General features: G+C 43.8%; 19 protein-coding genes. 16 read left to right on the top strand and 3 right to left on the bottom strand.

All coding sequences use genetic code 11. The annotated features are described in order from the left end of the window. Nucleotides 1-114 precede the first annotated feature (114 nt). From cyoE to tsaB, 15 genes are all read left to right on the top strand, one after another. On the top strand, nt 115-1,023 hold the full coding sequence (cyoE, locus tag POW22_RS00095; protein WP_272830310.1) for a heme o synthase: 909 nt from the start codon (nt 115-117) through the stop codon (nt 1,021-1,023). Beyond that, nucleotides 1,020-1,604 carry a cytochrome c oxidase subunit 3 gene (locus POW22_RS00090; RefSeq protein WP_272830308.1) on the top strand — a complete coding sequence of 195 codons (585 nt, stop codon included), beginning with the start codon at nt 1,020-1,022 and terminating at the stop codon, nt 1,602-1,604. The genes cyoE and POW22_RS00090 overlap by 4 nt, the downstream gene beginning before the upstream one ends. A 45-nt stretch (nt 1,605-1,649) precedes the next feature. Further along, entirely contained in the window at nt 1,650-2,627 is a 978-nt protein-coding gene (locus POW22_RS00085) for a cytochrome c oxidase subunit 3 (protein WP_272830307.1), read from the top strand. 18 nt (nt 2,628-2,645) lie between these two features. Beyond that, on the top strand, nt 2,646-3,029 hold the full coding sequence (locus POW22_RS00080) for a cytochrome C oxidase subunit IV family protein (RefSeq protein WP_272830306.1): 384 nt from the start codon (nt 2,646-2,648) through the stop codon (nt 3,027-3,029). Between the two features lie 202 nt (nt 3,030-3,231). Next, nucleotides 3,232-3,885, top strand: a complete 654-nt coding sequence (locus POW22_RS00075; RefSeq protein ID WP_272830304.1) for a hypothetical protein — start codon at nt 3,232-3,234, stop codon at nt 3,883-3,885. Between the two features lie 3 nt (nt 3,886-3,888). Continuing rightward, the gene (locus tag POW22_RS00070; protein ID WP_272830302.1) at nt 3,889-4,518 is read left to right on the top strand and encodes an SCO family protein; all 630 of its coding nucleotides are present in this window, start codon (nt 3,889-3,891) and stop codon (nt 4,516-4,518) included. After that, the gene (locus tag POW22_RS00065) at nt 4,515-5,048 is read left to right on the top strand and encodes a DUF420 domain-containing protein (protein ID WP_272830300.1); all 534 of its coding nucleotides are present in this window, start codon (nt 4,515-4,517) and stop codon (nt 5,046-5,048) included. The genes POW22_RS00070 and POW22_RS00065 overlap by 4 nt, the downstream gene beginning before the upstream one ends. Then, nucleotides 5,048-5,275, top strand: coding sequence for a hypothetical protein (locus tag POW22_RS00060; protein ID WP_272830299.1), 228 nt, complete (start codon nt 5,048-5,050; stop codon nt 5,273-5,275). Before POW22_RS00065 ends, POW22_RS00060 begins: the two co-directional genes overlap by 1 nt. A gap of 117 nt (nt 5,276-5,392) precedes the next feature. Beyond that, nucleotides 5,393-6,100, top strand: a complete 708-nt coding sequence (locus POW22_RS00055) for an ABC transporter ATP-binding protein (RefSeq protein WP_272830298.1) — start codon at nt 5,393-5,395, stop codon at nt 6,098-6,100. Beyond that, nucleotides 6,093-7,337 (top strand): ABC transporter permease, encoded by a 1,245-nt coding sequence (locus POW22_RS00050; RefSeq protein ID WP_272830297.1) that lies wholly within the window; start codon nt 6,093-6,095, stop codon nt 7,335-7,337. Before POW22_RS00055 ends, POW22_RS00050 begins: the two co-directional genes overlap by 8 nt. A gap of 1 nt (nt 7,338) precedes the next feature. Continuing rightward, complete coding sequence (locus POW22_RS00045; protein WP_272830296.1) at nt 7,339-8,598, top strand: ABC transporter permease; 1,260 nt, start codon at nt 7,339-7,341, stop codon at nt 8,596-8,598. 30 nt (nt 8,599-8,628) lie between these two features. Continuing rightward, nucleotides 8,629-9,789: an efflux RND transporter periplasmic adaptor subunit gene (locus POW22_RS00040; RefSeq protein WP_272830295.1), complete on the top strand. Its 1,161-nt coding sequence runs from the start codon at nt 8,629-8,631 to the stop codon at nt 9,787-9,789. A 63-nt stretch (nt 9,790-9,852) separates the two neighbouring features. After that, nucleotides 9,853-11,295, top strand: a complete 1,443-nt coding sequence (locus POW22_RS00035; RefSeq protein WP_272830294.1) for a TolC family protein — start codon at nt 9,853-9,855, stop codon at nt 11,293-11,295. A 3-nt stretch (nt 11,296-11,298) separates the two neighbouring features. Next, the gene (locus POW22_RS00030; RefSeq protein WP_272830292.1) at nt 11,299-12,585 is read left to right on the top strand and encodes an efflux RND transporter periplasmic adaptor subunit; all 1,287 of its coding nucleotides are present in this window, start codon (nt 11,299-11,301) and stop codon (nt 12,583-12,585) included. 6 nt (nt 12,586-12,591) lie between these two features. Next, nucleotides 12,592-13,251 (top strand): tRNA (adenosine(37)-N6)-threonylcarbamoyltransferase complex dimerization subunit type 1 TsaB, encoded by a 660-nt coding sequence (gene tsaB / locus POW22_RS00025; RefSeq protein ID WP_272830290.1) that lies wholly within the window; start codon nt 12,592-12,594, stop codon nt 13,249-13,251. On the opposite strand, the gene POW22_RS00020 is transcribed toward tsaB, so the two are convergent. The 3 genes from POW22_RS00020 to POW22_RS00010 form a co-directional block, all read right to left on the bottom strand. Further along, on the bottom strand, nt 13,248-15,362 hold the full coding sequence (locus POW22_RS00020) for a thioredoxin domain-containing protein (RefSeq protein WP_272830289.1): 2,115 nt from the start codon (nt 15,360-15,362) through the stop codon (nt 13,248-13,250). The genes tsaB and POW22_RS00020 overlap by 4 nt on opposite strands. A gap of 64 nt (nt 15,363-15,426) precedes the next feature. Beyond that, nucleotides 15,427-15,627, bottom strand: coding sequence for a dodecin family protein (locus POW22_RS00015; protein ID WP_272830288.1), 201 nt, complete (start codon nt 15,625-15,627; stop codon nt 15,427-15,429). Nucleotides 15,628-15,735: 108 nt separating this feature from the next. Beyond that, complete coding sequence (locus tag POW22_RS00010; RefSeq protein WP_272830286.1) at nt 15,736-16,641, bottom strand: NifU family protein; 906 nt, start codon at nt 16,639-16,641, stop codon at nt 15,736-15,738. 346 nt (nt 16,642-16,987) lie between these two features. Between POW22_RS00010 and POW22_RS00005 the strand changes: the two genes are divergently transcribed. Continuing rightward, a partial coding sequence (locus POW22_RS00005; protein ID WP_272830284.1) for a choice-of-anchor L domain-containing protein occupies nt 16,988-19,871 on the top strand: 2,884 nt, incomplete at its 3' end.

Genomic DNA, 19,871 nt, shown 5'->3' with positions numbered 1-19,871 from the left:
TTGGATTAAAGATACGCAACATTGAGGGTAGTCTGTTAAAATGGAATTTCCTTTCAGCATGCATTGGCTGGCAGCAGTTTATGGAGTATCTTTGCACGAGCAAAATAAAGCGGAATGCAATCGGTTTTGGAGCCACAAGAAGTTACCATACAAAAAACATCGCTCTTGCGCGATTTTGCCGAGATCACCAAGGTGAGACTCTCGGTTTCTGTGGTGTTTTCATCCGTAGCGGGTTATCTTTTGGGTGCGCCGGCTATTGATTTCAAAGTACTGTTGATGCTCGCTTTAGGGGGCTATTTTATGGTTGGAGCTTCTAACGCTTACAACCAGATTATTGAGCGCGATCTCGATGCGCTCATGGATCGCACCAAGAATAGACCTATCCCTGCCGGTCGCATGAGTATTCAGACGGCCTTCATCATTGCTACTTTATTCACCATCTTGGGAATAGGGACACTTTATGTGATCAACCCGAAGACTGCGCTGTTTGGAGCCATCTCCATCTTTATGTATGTGAGTTTGTACACACCGCTAAAGACCAAAACACCGCTTTCTGTCTTTGTTGGTGCTTTCCCAGGAGCTATTCCATTCATGTTAGGATGGGTTGCTGCTACTAACGAATTTGGCATTGAGGCGGGAACTCTGTTTATGATTCAGTTCTTCTGGCAGTTCCCACATTTTTGGGCGATAGGATGGTTCCTCTATGAAGATTATAAAAAAGGTGGATTTTATATGCTGCCTAACGGAAAACGTGATAAAGGAACGGCGACTCAGGTGGTTTTGTACACCTTATGGACCGTGCTCTGTTCATTGATACCGGCTTTGGGGATCACAGGATTGTTTTATGTGAGCCCAGTAGCTGCAGTGATCATTGGCTTATTAGGCGTATGGTTCTTGCTTGCTGCCATAAAACTGTATCGCAAACAAGACGCTAAGACTGCCAAACGATTAATGCTCACCAGTGTGAGTTATATCACCCTATTACAGATAATTTACGTAGTCGATAAATTCCTAAATGTATGACGGAAGTAGAACAGTATGAATTGGATAAGGCCAGACGTGCCAAGCGCATGATGCTCTGGTTTGGGATCATCAGTTTATTGATGAGTTTTGCGGCATTTACCTCGGCCTTTATTGTTAGTAGTGAACGCGACGATTGGATCGCGGACTTTCAAATGCCGAATGCCTTCTTTTTGAGCACTCCCGTGATCATCTTGAGCAGTATAACTATGTGGCTGGCCGTGCGAAATATTCGCGAAGAAAAACGCAGTCAAGGAATGCTCTTCTTGGTGAGCACCTTTATTCTCGGAGTGGTCTTTGCTAGTCTGCAGTATTACGGCTTTAGACAGATCACCTATGACCTGGGATACTATTTCACAGGAGAATCGAGCAATATTACCTACACCTATGTCTTCCTTATTGCCTTTGTGCATTTATTGCACATTTTTGCGGCATTGATTGCCTTGGGAGTAGTGATTTATAAGCATTCTAAACAGCGATATAATAAAGACAATATGCTAGGGGTAGAATTGGCAGGTACTTTCTGGCATTTCGTAGACTTACTATGGATCTATTTGTTTTGCTTTTTATATTTCGTTAGATAAGAAAATTGATTATTTTTGCCTCAATCATAACGTCAACTTCTTTATATGGAAACTACTGTTGTTGAAACAGGTACTGAAGGGAAAGTCTGGGGTGGTGGTAACCGACCACTAAAAGCCAGTTATGGGAAAATGATGATGTGGTTCTTCATCGTTTCTGATGCCCTTACTTTCTCCGGATTTTTGGCCGCTTACGGCTTCTCACGATTCAAATTCATCGATTCTTGGCCAATCGCTGATGAAGTGTTTACCCACGTTCCTTTTGTACACGGAAACTTCCCGATGTACTACGTGGCCTTCATGACGTTTGTTTTGATCTTTTCTTCGGTTACGATGGTACTAGCGGTAGACGCTGGTCACCAAATGAAGAAGAACAAGGTCATTCTTTATATGTTTCTGACCATCATTGGTGGTTTGATCTTCGTTGGTTCTCAGGCTTGGGAATGGAAGACCTTCATTAAAGGAGACTACGGTGCTGTTGAAACCAATGGTGGACGTCTACTACAGTTTGTAGATACAGACGGAAACCGAGTGGCTATATCAGAAATCGCTGGAGAATCTACCCAGCGCGCTGAGCATACACGCAGTAACGGTATTTGGTATGAGACGGATGAGGAAACCTTATCAACCTACACACTAGACGACGTAAAAGCTGGATTTGCAGCTAACGATAACTTGCTAATTAGAACGCAATACCTCACAGAAGAAGGCGAAAAGACTGTTTTGAGCCGCGAGGAATCCATTGCCAAACTAAACAAAGACGGAAAGCTGATTGTAGAGGGAGCTAACTTGATTCGCAATGAATACGGATCACCGCTCTTTGCTGATTTCTTCTTCTTCATTACTGGTTTCCACGGATTCCACGTATTCTCCGGAGTTGTGATCAACATCATTATTTTCTTCAACGTGATCATCGGAACTTACGAGCGCCGCGGTCATTACGAGATGGTAGAGAAAGTTGGTCTTTACTGGCACTTTGTAGATTTAGTATGGGTATTTGTATTTACCTTCTTCTATCTGGTATAAATTCGATTATAAAGCATTATGGGACACGAGCATAAATTAGAGATATTCAGAGGACTTCTTAAATTCAAGTCCAACGTTTCCAAGATCTGGGGTGTATTCATTGTACTTTCTATTGTTACAATAATCGAAGTTGCCTTAGGTATCTATAAACCGGCCTTCTTAGTAGAAGGGCGCTTTTTAGCCATGAAGTATCTAAACTGGATCTTCATCATCTTGACATTATTCAAAGCATACTATATTACTTGGGACTTCATGCACATGCGTGATGAGACCAAAGGATTGAGACGCGCTGTTGTTTGGACCGCTGTATTCTTGATCTGTTACTTGGTATTGATCGTACTTTTAGAAGGAGATTATATCTTTGAGGTCTACAAGAATAACCACATCAAATTCAACTTTTAACAGTTGAATTAACGAATCCAAGCCTCGCTTTTAGCGGGGCTTTTTTGTATTTTTGTACTTGAAAGTGCTTTAGACTTTTAATTACAGGTTAAGCCCGTTTTTTTGCATTAGCTCCTTGTCTTTTTACAGCACCGTAGCACCGATGATTCGTGTTTAACGACCTACTTAGAAAAGTCTCAATCACTTCTTTATTAAATTGGATATGAAGAAGTTTTTTGTTTTAGGATTTTTATTCATCTTGCCTTTGGTAGCCTATATGTTCTTTGCGGCTGCAGATCACAACTTCTCTATGCTTCCCACCTTGGGTGAGCCCGTGTCTGAGCTTCCACAAGGAACCAAAAGCTTGCGTGGAGATTCCATTATTTTTGATAGTAATATAACCGTTATGGGGTTTCTTGGTAAAGATGCTAAGAGCCGTTACGGCCATGTGTTCAATCTGGCACACAAGATCTATACTCCCTATTCTGAATTTTACGACCTGCAATTTGTTTGGTTGATCCCAGAAGGTGCAGAAGGTACTATTCCAGATCTTGAAGAAAAACTCAGCAAGATCAAAGAAACAGAGAAGTGGCAATTTGTGGTCTTGTCCGATGAGCAGATCATAAAGCTAAAAGCTGAGCTCGGTTCCCCTTATAAGTTAGACGATGATCTCGGCTCTGACTATGTTTATATTTTGGATAAGGACAAGCGCCTGCGCGGTAGAAATGATGATGAGGATGTGGGCACGCTTTATGGATACAATGCCAGCAATGTGGCTGAGTTGGACGACAAGATGGACGACGACATTCAAGTGATCTTGGCAGAGTACCGCAGAGCCCTTAAAAAGAACGATAAATACAAGCGCAAGCAGCTTTAAGCTATGAATAAATCCTACTCTTACATAGGGATCTCTTTTATCATTCTCATCTTCGGAATTTGGGCTGTGCCTAAAATCGTCGGGAGTGTGAATCAACAAGAACTCGCAACTATTGGCCCGGTTCCACAATTTGAATTCACCAATCAACGCGGTGAAACCATTACCAATGCCAACTATGAAGGAAAGGTTTATGTGGTTGATTTCTTTTTCACGACCTGTCCTACCATCTGTCCAATCATGAGCAGAAACATGGTCAAGTTACAGGATGAATTTTTTGGCAATCCGAATTTTGGAGTGGCTTCCTTCAGTATAGATCCTACCTATGACACCCCAGAGGTATTACAGTCTTATGCGGAGAGCTATGGGATTACCAATCCCAACTGGCATTTGATGACGGGTGATAAACTTGAGATTCACAAATTGGCCAATAACGGGTTCAATCTCTACGTAAATCAAGACGATACCGCAGAAGGCGGCTTTGAGCATTCCGGATTTTTTGCATTGATTGACCAAGAAGGAAATATTCGCTCTCGTATTGATGAGTACGGCAACCCAATTGTATACTACAACGGCACTGATTTGGAGCAAATCCAATTGCTCAAAGATGATATTAAACAACTTTTAGACCAATGAGCACCTCCGCGAACTCAGAACTCAAATACAAAAAATTAATCTGGGCACTATCCATTGCTATTCCTGTGGCTGTGGCTGTGCTTTTCGGGATAAGAATTCCTGGGGTAGAGCGTTTAGGCTTTTTACCACCGATCTATGCAGGTATTAATGGTATTACAGCCATAGTGCTTATCCTGGCGGTAATTCAAATTAAAAACGGAAACAGAAAAGCTCATGAAACACTCATGAAGACGGCCATTGGCTTATCTGCACTCTTTTTAGTGATGTATGTGGCTTATCATATGACTTCAGACAGTGTTGCCTACGGAGGCGAAGGAGCTATGCGTTATTTGTATTTCTTTATCCTTATAAGTCATATTACGCTTTCCATAGGGATCATTCCCTTGGTGTTGTTCACCTATGTGCGCGCCTTGTCGGAGCAATTTGACAAACACCGAAAATTAGCCAAGATTACTTTCCCGATCTGGCTCTACGTAGCGGTTACGGGTGTTATTGTTTATTTTATGATCTCTCCTTATTATCCAGCCTAATGCGTAAGTTGATTCTCCTTTTAGTATTGCTGTTACTTTTTTCTGCGGATGCAAATGCGCAGTGTGCCATGTGTCGTGCGGTCTTGGAAAGTGAAGAGACTCAGAGTGCTGCCCGCGGGATCAACAACGGGATCGTTTACCTGATGGCTATACCTTATATTCTGATGGGCGGACTCGGTTATGCGATCTATCGCAGCCGAAGAAAAACACAGGAAACTAAAAATTAACAAGACCTTAATATTCTTCCCTGTAACAAAACTTTTATTTAGCGGTCTATTTACCAAGACCGTCAAGTAACCAACAACAAGGCGGCTTCATTAATCAACACCTTAAGGTGCTTTGCTATGATAGCCATCAAAGATCTGCATAAGTCCTATCACATGGGGAATAATTCCCTGCATGTGCTCAAAGGCATTAATTTCGAAGCGAATGAAGGCGAGATGATCGCCATAATGGGTTCCTCAGGATCTGGAAAGTCTACTTTCTTGAATATCTTGGGAATGCTCGATGAGGCCGATCTAGGCTCCTATCATTTGGACAATGTCCCCATTAAAAATCTCAATGAGAAAGTTGCGGCACGCTATCGCAATCAATTCCTTGGCTTCATCTTTCAAAGTTTCAACCTGATCACCTACAAAAGTGCTTTAGACAATGTTTCTATGCCCTTGTATTATCAAGGAGTGAAACGTTCTGTGCGCACAGAAAAGGCCATGCACTATTTAGAAAAGGTAGGTTTGGCAGATTGGGCGACTCACCTTCCCAGTGAACTCAGTGGAGGTCAAAAGCAGCGTGTAGCCATTGCCAGGGCTTTGGCCAGTGACCCAAAAGTTCTACTAGCCGATGAGCCTACGGGAGCTTTGGATACCAAAACTTCTTATGAGGTTATGGAGCTCATTCAAGGGATTAATGATGAAGGGAAGACCATACTCGTCGTAACTCACGAAGAAGATATTGCCCATATGTGTAAGCGTATCGTCCATTTAAAGGATGGAAAGATCTTAGACGATAAAACAGTAGAACAGGTACGCGCCAAAACTCCAGCTCATGTTTAATCTAGAACGCTGGGAAGAAATATTTGAAACCATTCGTAAGAATAAATTGCGAACCTTCCTCACGGGGCTATCGGTAGCCTCCGGTATCTTTATTCTGGTAATCCTATTAGGATTCAATTCCGGAATTTCCAATGGAGTACGTGCAGCTTTTGAAGAAGACGCGACCAATCGTATCTCCATTTGGACGGGAGTGACCTCTAAAGAACACAAGGGCCTAAATCCGGGCCGTTATGTGCAACTGCGCAATGAAGATTATCAAAGTCTCAATCAGAAATACGAAGAACAGATAGAATACCGTACGTCCTTATACTCGCTTTGGGGCGGGCAGGTTACCTACGGTAAGGAATCTGGTAACTACCGCATTGAAGGCTCAGATCCAGATCAGCAGTTCATAGAAAATGAAACAATGGTTTCCGGACGCTTCATCAATAAAAGCGACCTGGATCAAGTGGCCAAGATCGCGGTGATCGGAAATCAGATCCAACTCGATCTCTTTAAAGGAGAAGACGCTGTTGGGAAACAGATCAAGATCTTTGGGATTAACTTTTTAGTGGTCGGTGTGTTTTCTGATCCGGGCGGAAGCCGTGAAGAGAACCGCGTGTTTATTCCAGTGACCACAGCACAAGGCGTTTTCAACGCTGGAGACCGTTTGCGTTCCATTGCCTATACGGTGCAAATGTCAGAAGATTTTGACCAGGCTGTTGCCCTATCTACGGCCATGGCAGAGAGTTTAGAGTCAGACTTAAAAGCCAGACACTCCGTGGCTCCAGATGATCGCAGCGCGGTTCGCGTATTCAACACCTTAGAAGAAGCTAAAAAGATCTATGGCCTTATCGATACCATTAGAGCGGTTTTCTGGTTCATCGGGATCGGAACCATTATTGCTGGGGTAGTAGGGGTAAGCAACATTATGCTTATCGTAGTGAAAGAACGTACTAAGGAGATCGGGATTCGTAAAGCCATTGGGGCTTTGCCAGGATCCATCATTGGGATGATCATGCAAGAAGCGATCTTCATCACCGCTATCGCTGGTTTTATCGGTCTCTTTGCGGGAGTTGGCCTATTAGAACTTGTTGCTCCTTATGCGGAGACGGACTTTATCAAATCTCCTCAAGTAGATTTCAATACCTCCATCACCACCGTTTTTGTGTTGATTGGAGCAGGTGCCTTGGCTGGATTCATTCCGGCTAGACGCGCAGCCAATATCAAACCTATAGAAGCCTTAAGAGACGAATAAGATGTTTAATAGAGATCGTTGGAACGAAATATTAGAGGCTCTAAATGCCAATAGATTCAGAACTTTCTTGACCGCCTTTGGTGTGTTTTGGGGGATCTTCATCTTGGTGCTGCTGTTGGCTTTAACCAATGGCCTAAAGAACGGTGTGCAAGCAGACTTTGGAAACTTTGCGACCAACTCCATCTTCATGTGGTCACAAGGAACGTCTATGCCTTATAAAGGTTTGCCCAAGGGCAGATACTTCAATTTTAAGCTGAGCGATGTTCAAGCCTTAAAAGACAATATTCCAGAGCTTAAATATGTTTCTCCGCGGAATCAATTGGGTGGGTTTAGAGGCTCCAATAATGTTACGCGCAATGAAAAGACAGGTGCTTTTGATATCTACGGAGACTATCCGGAGTTTATCAACCAGCAACCCCTAGACATTATGGAAGGGCGTTTTCTGAGCTATTCAGACATTGAAGCCAAACGTAAAATTGCCGTAATTGGGCAAGATGTGATCCGCTCTCTTTATGATAAAGGAGAAGAGGTCATTGGAAGCTACATCAAGATCAACGGAATCAATTTCTTAGTGGTCGGAACCTTCAAAAACGCAAACTCACAAGGCGATAACGAACAAGAGGCTAATACGATCTATGTACCATTTACCACTTTTTCTCAGGCCTTTAACAGAGCCGATAATGTTGGCTGGATGGCCATAACCGCACACGATGATGTAAGCATTACCAGTGTGAAACCACGTATTATGACTATGATGCGCGAGCTGCGAACGGTACACCCAGATGACAAGCGTGCAATCGGGCATTTTGACTTGGCAGAGGAGTTTGCCAAGATCACCGGCTTGTTTAATATCCTGACGGTTGTAGGCTATTTTGTGGGAGCCTTAGTATTGCTCTCCGGAGTGATTGGGATCAGCAATATCATGTTGATCGTAGTAAAAGAACGCACCAAAGAAATTGGGGTGAGACGCGCCTTAGGAGCCTCTCCATGGAACATTCGCTCTCAAGTGTTGCAAGAATCATTGGTACTTACCATCATTTCTGGAATGATCGGAATCTCCTTTGCCTCCGGAATCATCTGGATCATGAATACCATATTAGACAGTGTAGGCCCTGTAGAAAACTTTGCCAATCCAAGTGTAGGGATCGGCGTAATTATAATCGCGTTGAGCATTTTGATCATCTCTGGACTCTTAGCCGGATTGATCCCCGCAACACGCGCCACTCAAATGAAACCAGTAGATGCCTTGCGCATTGAATAACCGTAATACCAAGACAATAATTCAAAAATCATGAAACGAAAAGGAACCATCATAATACTCGGACTGATATTGGTCGGATTTATATTCGGTGTTCGTTATATCTATCTAAAGGACAAGCAAGATCCGGTAGTATATAAGACCGAACAAGCCACTACTGCGAGTATTGTTAAGAAAACTGTCGCTACAGGGAGCATAGTTCCCAAAGAGGAAGTATTAATTAAGCCGAACATCTCCGGGATCATTGATGAGATCTTTGTGGAAGCTGGAGATTTCGTCGCCGCTGGAGACCTAATCGCCAAGGTGAAAGTAGTTCCTAACGTTTCTGCATTGAACTCCGCTCAGAACAGCATCCGATCTGCTCAAACGCAGCTGGATGGAGCACGTTTGGCCTATGAGAATCAGAAGAACATCTACGAACGTCAAAAAAGTCTTTTTGACAAAGGGGTGATCTCCGCAAACGAGTTTGACAATGCGCAAATTTCCTACAACCAAGCAGAACAGCGTTACCGCGCTGAACAAGTGAACGTGAATGCAGCCCGTCAAAATTTTGACATCATTAAAACCGGTACTACAGCTGGTTTGGGAACTGCAGCCAATACCGAGATCCGCGCTACGGTTTCGGGTATGGTATTGGACGTTCCTGTGAAAACCGGAAATCAAGTGATTGAGGCCAATAACTTCAATGACGGAACCACCATCGCTACTCTTGCTGATGTTGAGAAGATGATCTTTGAAGGGAAGGTAGATGAAAGTGAAGTAGGGAAGATCAAGGAAGACCTTCCGCTAGAAATCACGGTGGGAGCTATTGAAAATGCCACTTTTGATGCCGTATTGGATTATATCGCGCCTAAAGGAGTAGCAGAGAATGGTGCCATTCAGTTTGAGATCAAAGGAACCTTAGCCAAGGTAGACTCTACATTTATTCGTGCAGGATTGAGTGCCAACGCCTCTATTATCCTTGCACGTGCAGACAGTGTAATGGCTGTAAAAGAAGCCTTGGTTCAATACGATCCTAAAACGCAATTGCCTTTTGTTGAAGTAGAAACAGGAGATCAGCAATTTGAGCGTAGAGATCTTGAGTTGGGTGTTAGCGATGGCATCCAAGTAGAAGTAAAATCCGGAATCACTAAAGAAGATAAAATCAAAGTTTGGAATCAACTCAAGCCGGTTGCTCAGTTTGGCGGCCGCTAATTTCGTTACCTTTGTGTAACACATTTGACTATCCATAGACTTATTCAACAATTAACACTGATTATGAAGCAGCTTGTTGTCCTGTTCCTTTCGCTTTTTGTAAGCACTTTGGCCTTTGGTCAGAAAAAATGGACGTTAAAAGAATGTGTAACCTATGCTTTGGAAAACAACATTTCCATCAAGCAAAGTATGCTCGATATAGAGAATGCGGCAATAGATAAAGTTGACGCTTTTGGAAATTACTTACCCACTTTGAACGGTAATGCTTCCAATTTCTGGAACACAGGTCTTTCTCAAAATATTACTACAGGTATCTTAGAGACCCAGACCTCTCGAAACTTCTCATTGGGAGTGAATGCGGGAGTTCGTGTGTTTGCTGGTTTGCAAAACTTGCGCACCATGCAACGTGCTAAGATCGCTAAACTTGCGGCTGATTACGGTCTGTCCCGCATGAAGGATGATATCTCCTTATTGGTTGCCAATAGCTATTTGCAGATCCTTTTGAACAAAGCGAATGTAAATGCTTTAAAGGCTCAGAATCTAGTCACCCAACAATCTATTGCGCAAACGCAAGAATTGGTTGACGGTGGTATTCTGCCTAAAGGTGATCTTTTGGAGATCCAAGCGACCAATGCTACAGAACTTCAGAACATTGTAGTAGCAGAGAATGCCGTAAAGATCTCTTTGATCAGTTTGGCGCAGCTTTTACTATTGGATGATTACGCCAGCTTTGACATTGAGGATGAAGGTTATAGCCTAGTTGATGAAGGTATCATTGAAAAATCTGCTTCTGAGATCTTTCAGGCCGCTACGGAGAATCGCAGTGAGGTGAAGATCGCACAAGCCAATGTAGACCTTGCACAAAAAGATTTGCAGATCGCTAGAAGTAACTATTATCCTTCAATCAACGCCTTCTTTAACTACAATACGCGTGAGTCTGATCTGTCGCGATTTTCTCAAATTGTCGATCCAAATGATCCGACCCGTACCCAAGAGATCGGTTTTGTGAACGAGACCGGGCAAACGGTATCTGCAATTGTGCCTAACACTATTCTTCAGGAATTACCACCGCGTTCGTTTGTTGATCAATTGTACTTAAATGATGGTATTTCGTACGGTATACAGATGAATGTACCTATCTTTAACGGCTTTTCTACGCGTAACAACGTGAAGCGCCGTAAGGTGAACTTGAAGCGTCAAGAGTTCTTGTTAGAGCAAGCTAAACTCGATCTGGAGTCTAATGTATACCAGGCTTATGTAGATGCAGAAGGTTCTAAGAAAGCTTATGAGGCGGCAATTGTTGCCTTGGAATCGCAGGAATTGGCGTATCAATACGCTAAGGATCGCTACGACGTAGGAATTACCAATGCGTTTGATTTCAGTCAATCAAAGTTGCGTTATGACAACGCGCAGATTGAGGTCAACCGTTCTAAATACGATTATATTTTTAGGCTGAAGGTTCTGGAACTTTACTTCGGAATCCCAGCTACAGAGCTAAAATACTAAACCATGAGTAAAAGAACACTAATCATCATTGTTGCCGTACTGGTCCTTGGACTAGCCGCTTTGATAATGCTACGCAAATCGGGTACTATTGGTGGTGATGGCGATTACCGTAAGGTAGAACTCACCGAAATTGAACCTATTGACATCGTTGAAACGGTGGCAGCTACGGGAAAGATCCAACCAGAGGTAGAGGTAATGATCTCTTCTGAGGTATCTGGTGAGATCATCGAACTTTTGGTAAAAGAAGGTCAGCAGGTCAATAAAGGAGATTTGTTGCTTCGCATCAATCCAGACCTTATTCAGGCAGCCTTAAATCAAACTCAAGCTAGCTTGCAGAGTGTTCGTGCAAACTTGGCACAGGCAGAAGCAAGCCTTAAGAATGCTGAGTTGAACTACAACAGAAACAAATCACTTTTTGAAAAAGGAGTGATCTCTAAGCAAGATTGGGACCGTTCCGTTCAGGAATACGAGGTGGCTCAGGCCAACAAGCAATCTGCTTTTTACAACGTGCAAAGTGCTGCGGCTTCTGTAAAGCAGAGTCGTGACAATTTGGGCAGAACTACTATTTACGCTCCTATGGACGGGACCATCTCTAAATTGGACGCGGAACTGGGAGAGCGCGTAGTAGGTACCGCGCAAATGGCAGGTACGGAGATCTTACGTGTGGCTGATCTTTCCAATATGGAAGTTGAGGTAGACGTAAATGAGAACGATATTGTAAAAGTTTCACTTGGAGACTCTACTATAGTTGAGGTTGACGCTTATTTAAAGCGTGAGTTCAAAGGGATCGTTACAGAGATCGCGAACTCTGCAGAAAGTACCTTGACTGCAGATCAGGTGACCAACTTTAAAGTAAAGGTGCGTATCCTTCCGAGTTCGTATCAAGATCTTTTGGAAGGCAAGCCTGATTTCTTTTCGCCTTTCCGTCCAGGGATGACCGCCACGGTTGATATCATTACCAACAAACGTGAGAAGGCCATTGGAGTGCCGATCAGTGCTATTGTGGTTAAGACCGATACCACCTGTACTAAAGGTCCAACAGTGCGTACAACGCAGTCTGGAGATCAAGAAAAATTTGAAACCGTATACGTAAAGTCTGGTGAAGAAGCTAAACTGCGCGTGGTAGAGACCGGTATCCAAGATGATTCCAATATTGAGATCATTTCGGGTCTGCAAGAAGGTGACGTAGTGGTTACGGGACCGTACAATACAGTTACCAAACTGCTTAAGTGCGGTGACGCGATCAAAGAAGAATCAGACACTCCAGAAGAAGGAGAAAGCGAAGAATAAACAATTATGGCAGTAATACTGGCATTAGAAACAGCCACCACGAATTGTTCGGTGGCTGTTGTCGATTCCAAGGGTGAGGTCCTAGTCAAAGAAGACTATGGCTCCAAATACTCCCATGGAGAAAAGTTGCACGTATATATTGATGAGATCCTTAAAGAAGCTGGTCTCACTCAGAATGATCTAGAGGCAGTTGCCGTGAGTGCGGGCCCGGGGTCTTATACAGGACTCAGAATTGGAGTTTCTGCAGCCAAAGGTTTGTGTTTTGCCTTGGACATTCCCTTGATCACCATTGGCACCTTAGACAGTTTGGTGCGCCAATTATATGCGGATCAGGGTTATTTAGTGGCTATGTTGGATGCACGCCGTATGGAAGCCTATACCGCCGTTTATGATCACACCTATAAAGTGTTTAGTCCCATGCAGCCCCAGCTTTTGAATTCGGATAGTTTTTCTGAGTTTTTAAAGCGAGGTCCTGTTGTGTTTATTGGAACGGCGAATGAGAAATTTTCGGAGATCTGTACCCATGAAAATGCTCGATTTGTCAATGGGAAATTACCTTCTGCTAAGGAGTTGATCGCTTTAGCTCAAGCCAAATTTGAAGCTGGAGATTTTGCCGATCTCGCTTATTTTGAGCCCGATTACCTAAAGGCTTTCCAGCCAGGTTAATAACCCATTAACGGTAAGGCTTCTGCTGCAGTTCTTACGGGTAATTTACATGTGTTGTTTACGCAAACGTAGACAAAGGTCTCTCCCTCTATAAAACGATTTTTCAAAAGCGGCGCATCACTGCTGCTACTGCTTGCTGCAATCATTTTGTTGGGAATATAAGTCTTGTTGATCTCTGCCAAAACAGCATCGGCCTCTGGGCCAACAACAACCAATTCGTAGAACTCATTTTGGAAATTGCGCCCTAATTGTAGCCAATTGCTAAAACTGCTTGGATAGGCGGCTACTTCTGGCAATACATTATGCAACATGGTCTGCGCGTCTTTGATCCAATCGGGTTGGTCAAAATAATGCCCCAATTTCAAAAGATTATGCGCCATAATAGAATTAGAGGCCGGGATCACATTATCTCGATACTCAATACTTCTACTTACCAGTTGAGCGTCCTGGTCAGAAGTGAAATAAAACAAGCGAGAATCTGTATAACCAAAGTGATTTTGAGCATACTCCATCAGTTGTTTAGAAAGGTCCAACCACTGCTGATCAAAAGTGATCTCATACATGGCAATAAAGCCATCAATAACGGCTGCATAGTCCTCTAGGTAGCCGTTAATGGTGCTCTTACCGTCTTTATAGCTGTGCCATAGTCCTCCGTCTGCTTTGATCTGCTGGTCTTTGATAAAGTTGGCATTCTTAGTCGCAGCTTGCAAAAAGTTTGGTTCTCCAAAAACGCGATAGGCATCTAAATACCCTTTGAGCATGAGTCCATTCCAAGAGGTGAGGCTCTTATCATCCAAACCTGGTCTTGGACGAGTGTCTCTATAAGCTCCTAGTCTTTCTTTCCAGAGGGATTTAAGACCATTGAGTTCTGCTTGACTCAAGTTGTTAGCCGCTGTGAATTCTTCATCTGTTTCTTGACGGATCAACACATAAGAGCCTTCTTCTTCCCATTTGCCATAATCGTTGATGTTGTAATACGACTTAAACAGCTCTGGGCGGTCTGTGATTAGCGAATCGATCTCTGCCTCGGTATAGACATAATAGGCACCTTCTTCTAATTCACCCTCTGGACTCTTGCTATCGGCATCTAAGGACGAATAAAACGCACCCGATTCATGAGTCATTTCAGCTTCTATATAATTCAAGGTCTCATAAACCACTTCTTTGTAAAGCGGATTCGGATCTACCAAATAAGCATCGCTATACAGGCTCACCAATTGCCCATTGTCATAGAGCATCTTTTCAAAATGGGGAATGTGCCAGCGCATATCCGTAGAATAGCGCGCAAAACCACCTCCAACATGGTCAAAAACGCCGCCAAAGGCCATTTTCTTGAGTGTTAGCTTTACAAACTCTAAAAGATCTTGGTCTTTAGTTTCCACAGCATAACGCAACAGGAAATGATAGTTGTTGGGCATCATGAATTTAGGCGCTTGAGCAATCCCTCCGTCCTTCTCGTCAAATCGACTGCTCCACGCGGTAACTATGCTGTCTGTTTTGAGGCTTGAAAAGTCAATCTCATCACGATTGATCTGCACTAGGTCTAATGATTTAATGCCCGCTTCCAAGCGTGCGGCATAATCCACCAATCGCTCTGGACTGTCCTCATATAGGGTTTGTATCTGTGAGAGGGCACGCTTCCATTCTTCTTTCGCTACATAGGTTTCAGCCCAAACCGGACGACCATCTGGTAAGGCGATGACATTAAGCGGCCAGCCCCCTCGACCTTTCATAAGCTGAATGGCATTCATATAGATTTGATCAACGTCGGGACGTTCTTCACGATCTACCTTTATGTTGATGAAGTTCGCGTTCATCACTGCCGCTACAGCGGTATCTTCAAAGGATTCGCGTTCCATTACATGACACCAGTGACAAGCGGCATATCCCACGCTTATAAGCATGAGTTTATTCTCTTGTTTTGCCTTGGCTAGCGTAGAGTCGTTCCAGGCATACCAGTCCACTGGATTGTGAGCGTGTTGCAACAAATACGGGCTGGTCTCGTTGATCAGCGAATTGGTGTAAGCGTAATCTTCCACAGCATTAGGATTTGAGTTGCAGGCAAGCAGTAACAAACCGGCAAGGATCGACAAGAGAAATGACTTGAACATGGGTAGAATTAAAATGCGCCATACCCGTGAGGATATGGCGCATAAATTTAGCGAATTTCAAAGTCTATTTAACCTCGAAAGTGATTTTAACATTCACACGGAATTCAGTAACCTCATCTCCGTCTACAATAGCACTCTGCTCTTGGACATATACCGAACGAATGTGCTTTACACTTTTACCCGCTTGCTTTACCGCGTTCTTCGTTGCATCTTCCCAACTTTCATTAGAATTAGATAAAACCTCGATAACTTTTAAAACTGCCATAACTCTTTTGTTTAGTATTACAGCACCAAAGTAGTATTACCCAGAGCCAATCAGGCAGGGGAAGTGTGTATTTTTAAGCCAGATGTATTTAATCGAAAAAAGAGGTGTTTAACCGTTGATCGCCTCTACATAAGACACCTTGCCTTGCAGCATTTCGCGCAACATGGTCTCTATACCGTTCTTTAGAGTCACCGTACTTGAAGGACAACCGCTGCAGGCACCTTGAAGAATTACTTTTACGGTTTTAGTGTTAGCGTCATATGAGTCAAAGGCAATATTTCCACCGTCACCAGCAACCGCAGGCTTCACGTATTCATCCAAGATCTCAACGATCTCCTTGGAAATCCCTTCGAGCTCTTGTGGTTTTATAGGCACCACTTGAGCTTCAGGAGTACGTTCCTCCGTCAAGATGGCATCGTCCAAGATTGTCTTGCCTTGAGCTACGTATTGGGTGATAAAATCACGAAGTTCTTGGGTGACCTCTTGCCATTCAATTCCCTCTAATTTCATAATGGAAATATAGTTTCCGCTCATAAAGACTTCCTTCACAAAAGGAAAGCGGAACAAGCGCAAGGCTAATGGAGCGTTCTTTGCCGATTCTAAGGTTTTGAATTCATAAGTGTCGTTCACCAAGGTCTTATTGGCAACAAACTTCATCACCGCCGGGTTAGGAGTTACTTCTGCATACACAGAAACCGGAACATTCTTTGGGGCCTCCGCAGCTGTGATCACAGGTTTGCCAGAATCGAGATATTCTGCGATCTGATCGGCCACTTGATCCTGTACGTCGGTCCACTCCACAATATTGTAGCGCTCAATGGCCACAAAATTTTGAGAGATGTAAACGGTCTTTACGAAAGGTAAAAAGAACAGCTCTTTAGCCAATGGACTGCGACCGGCCTCATCAATATTGGCAAATTCAAAACTTTCTGATTGGGTCAAGAAAGTATCTGTAACGAATTTTACAATTGCAGGCTGTGAAGTTGGCTCTACGGTGACACGACGATTTTCCATGCGAATAAATTTTATGCAAAATTACAAAATGCCGCCGGGGTTACTCAAGTATTTTTGGGCAATTCTGGTTCATTTTTAGGTTAATTTTTCCCTTCGGCCTTTAATGTGAAGTCTATGGCTGTCAATCTCTTGTGTTTTGTAAAATTTTGGCAAATAATTCGGGTTTTTTGCTTTTAAACTGTTGTATAAGTACTGTTTATGCCAAAGTAGGTTTAAGAACATTCTACTTTACACCCAGTATTAGGCCCTGAATTAATTGCGATTGTCAGAATATCTCAGTTTCTTGTAAGGCTCTAACGTACTTAGGGCAAGGCTTTAAGCATATAACCAACAACCGACCAAACCGATGAAAAAGCAATTACTATCCCTCTTTTTCCTCTTGGCATGTACCTATGGTTTCTCGCAGACCATAGTCATGCAGGATGGTACTTTCAATGCCTGCGCAGGAACTTTTGTAGATTCTGGCGGGACTGCAGGGCCTTATGCTAATGGTGAAGACTTTACAATCACCTTTTGCCCAGATACCGCGGGCATGGCCGTTAGTTTGGATTTTACAGTATTTGCTACAGAGACGGGTGGAGACATTCTTACCATATATGACGGACCAGACACCACAGCGCCAATCATTGGTTCTTTCAGTGGTCCTACCTCTCCCGGAACGGTTTACACCTCACCGGCAACCACAACAGGTTGTTTAACTTTGAGGTTCCAATCAAATACTGTGGTATTTGGTGCGGGTTGGGAGGCAACTATTAGTTGTATACTTCCTACGGACATTCCTTTGTCGCCCTTTATTGATGTAGACACCACCACCTATACGGTCCAAGAGTTGGTAGAAGATATTTTGATCGATAGCCCCTGTGCAGAAAGCTCCAATTATACTTCAAGTACGGGAGTGGACTTTGGTGATGTTAATGGTATTGGTTATTTCAATGCTGAGGGGAGTGGTTTCCCGTTTGCAGAAGGTGTTATCCTTACCACAGGATCTGCAGAGGCAGCAGAAGGCCCGAATGATGAAATTTTAGGAGCCGGTGGTTGGCCAGGTGATGCAGACCTTGCCGCTATCCTAGGAATTGCTCCTGGTGATTTGAACAATGCTTCCTATATACAGTTTGATTTTGTTCCATCGATTCCAGAGATTGCCTTTGACTTTATTTTTGCTTCAGAGGAATACAACCAGAACTTTGAATGTAGCTTCTCTGATTCCTTCGCCTTTATTTTGACCAATACGGCTACGGGTACAGTGGAAAACTTGGCGGTGCTGCCCGGTACGGCCATTCCTATTCAAGTGACGAACATCCGTCCAGAAGTTCCAGGACAATGTGGAGCGGTCAATGAGATCTACTTTGACACCTATAACTTTTTGCCTTTTGCAGATGAGACCACCGCGCCGATCGATTTTAATGGTCAAACTACGGTACTTACTGCAATGGGAATGGTTACCCCTGGAGACCCTTACAACATTAAATTGGTAATCGCAGACAACCAAGATGACCTTTATGACGCGGCTGTATTCATTGAAGCAGGGAGTTTTGATATTGACATCAATTTAGGGGATGATATTTTAGTTTCTGATGGTTCTGCACCTTGTGAAGGAGAAACAATAGCCTTGAGTTCTGGTGGTGGATCCCCAGGAGCAACTTACCAATGGTACGTTTTCAATGATGCCACAGGCATGTTTGAAGCAATTCCTGGAGAAACTTCTCCTACTATTATTATTGACACCCCTGGCTTGTATCGCTTGGAGGCTATATTTTCCTCCGGTTGTACGGTAGGCGATGAGGTTTTAGTCGAGTTTTTCCCGGCACCTATTCCTGGAACTCCAGATCCATTGACCATTTGTGACCGAGACAACGACGGTTTTGCAGAATTTACCCTCACCGATGCCGACGCCCAGATCATTGACGGAGCAACAGGGGTGAATGTTCGTTATTATGAAACCCTAGCTGGTGCAGAGGGTGGTGGCCCTGGACTTGCTAGTCCATACACCAATACCTCAAATCCGCAGATCATTTATGCAAGGCTTGAAAATGATATTACGCGTTGTTTTAGTATAGTGGAGTTGGAATTGATCGTTTATGACACTCCTGTACTAGCGGATCCAATTCCGGATTTTGTTGTTTGTGATGATGATGCTGATGAACTCTTTGTTTTTGATCTTACCACTTGGGATACTAATGTTACTGCTGATCCGACAGGATTGGTTATTAATTATTACGAAACCTTGGCAGATGCAGATGCCGATACCTCACCGATCACGCCTGCAGACGCTTACACCAATACATCCAATCCACAGACCATTTATGTCCGTTTAGAGAATAGCGATGGTTGTAGTATTGTTGGTCAATTTGACTTGATCATTGATCCATTACCCGTCTACACCCCACCGGTAGCTTACGAGCTTTGTGATTACGACGGCACTTTGGATGACACTACGGAGTTTGATCTAAGCACGGTGACCACGGCGATGACTGGTGACGATCCGCTGCTTACGGTGAACTACTTTGTTTCTTTAGCAGATGCAGAGGCTGGCACTCCAACGCTTCCTTTGCTGTATACCAACACGAGCAATCCACAGACCCTTTGGACGCGTATAGAAGTTACGGCCACGGGCTGTTTTGTGATCGAGAGTTTTGATTTGGTGGTGTTAGACACGCCATTTGCTAACCCTCCGGTCTCGCTTAAGGAATGTGATACGGACACGGATGGTTTTGATGAGTTTGATCTGACTCAGGCCGATGCAGATATCATTGGTGGTCAGACGGGGGTGTTTGTGAACTACTACTTCAGTTTTGCGGAGGCCGAGATCGGCGATCCCGCCACAGCACTGGCCAGTCCGTATACCAACGTAACGAGTCCACAGACGGTTTACGCACGAATTGAAAACACCTTGACAGGCTGTTTTGACATTACGGAGCTGGAACTGATCGTGATTCTGGCTACACCGCTACCCACCTACGAGCTGTGTGACGACGATGTAGCGGACGGCTTTACAGTCTTTGATCTCACGCTTTGGGATTTTGAGATCGCTGCAGACCCGACAGGTCTGGACATCACCTATCACGAGACGGCTGCAGATGCCTCGGCAGGAACTCCTGCCATTACTCCGGCAGACGCCTATACCAATACGAGTAACCCACAGACGATCTACGTCCGGGTAGTAAACTCCGACGGCTGTGTGACCATTGGTCTTTTTGAGTTGGAAGTACTTCCACTACCGATCTTTGTCA

Origin of the sequence: Gilvibacter sediminis, assembly GCF_028561565.1 — a bacterium.
Taxonomy (GTDB): Bacteria; Bacteroidota; Bacteroidia; order Flavobacteriales; family Flavobacteriaceae; genus Gilvibacter; species Gilvibacter sediminis.
This window is presented reverse-complemented; position numbering and strand designations above follow the sequence as displayed.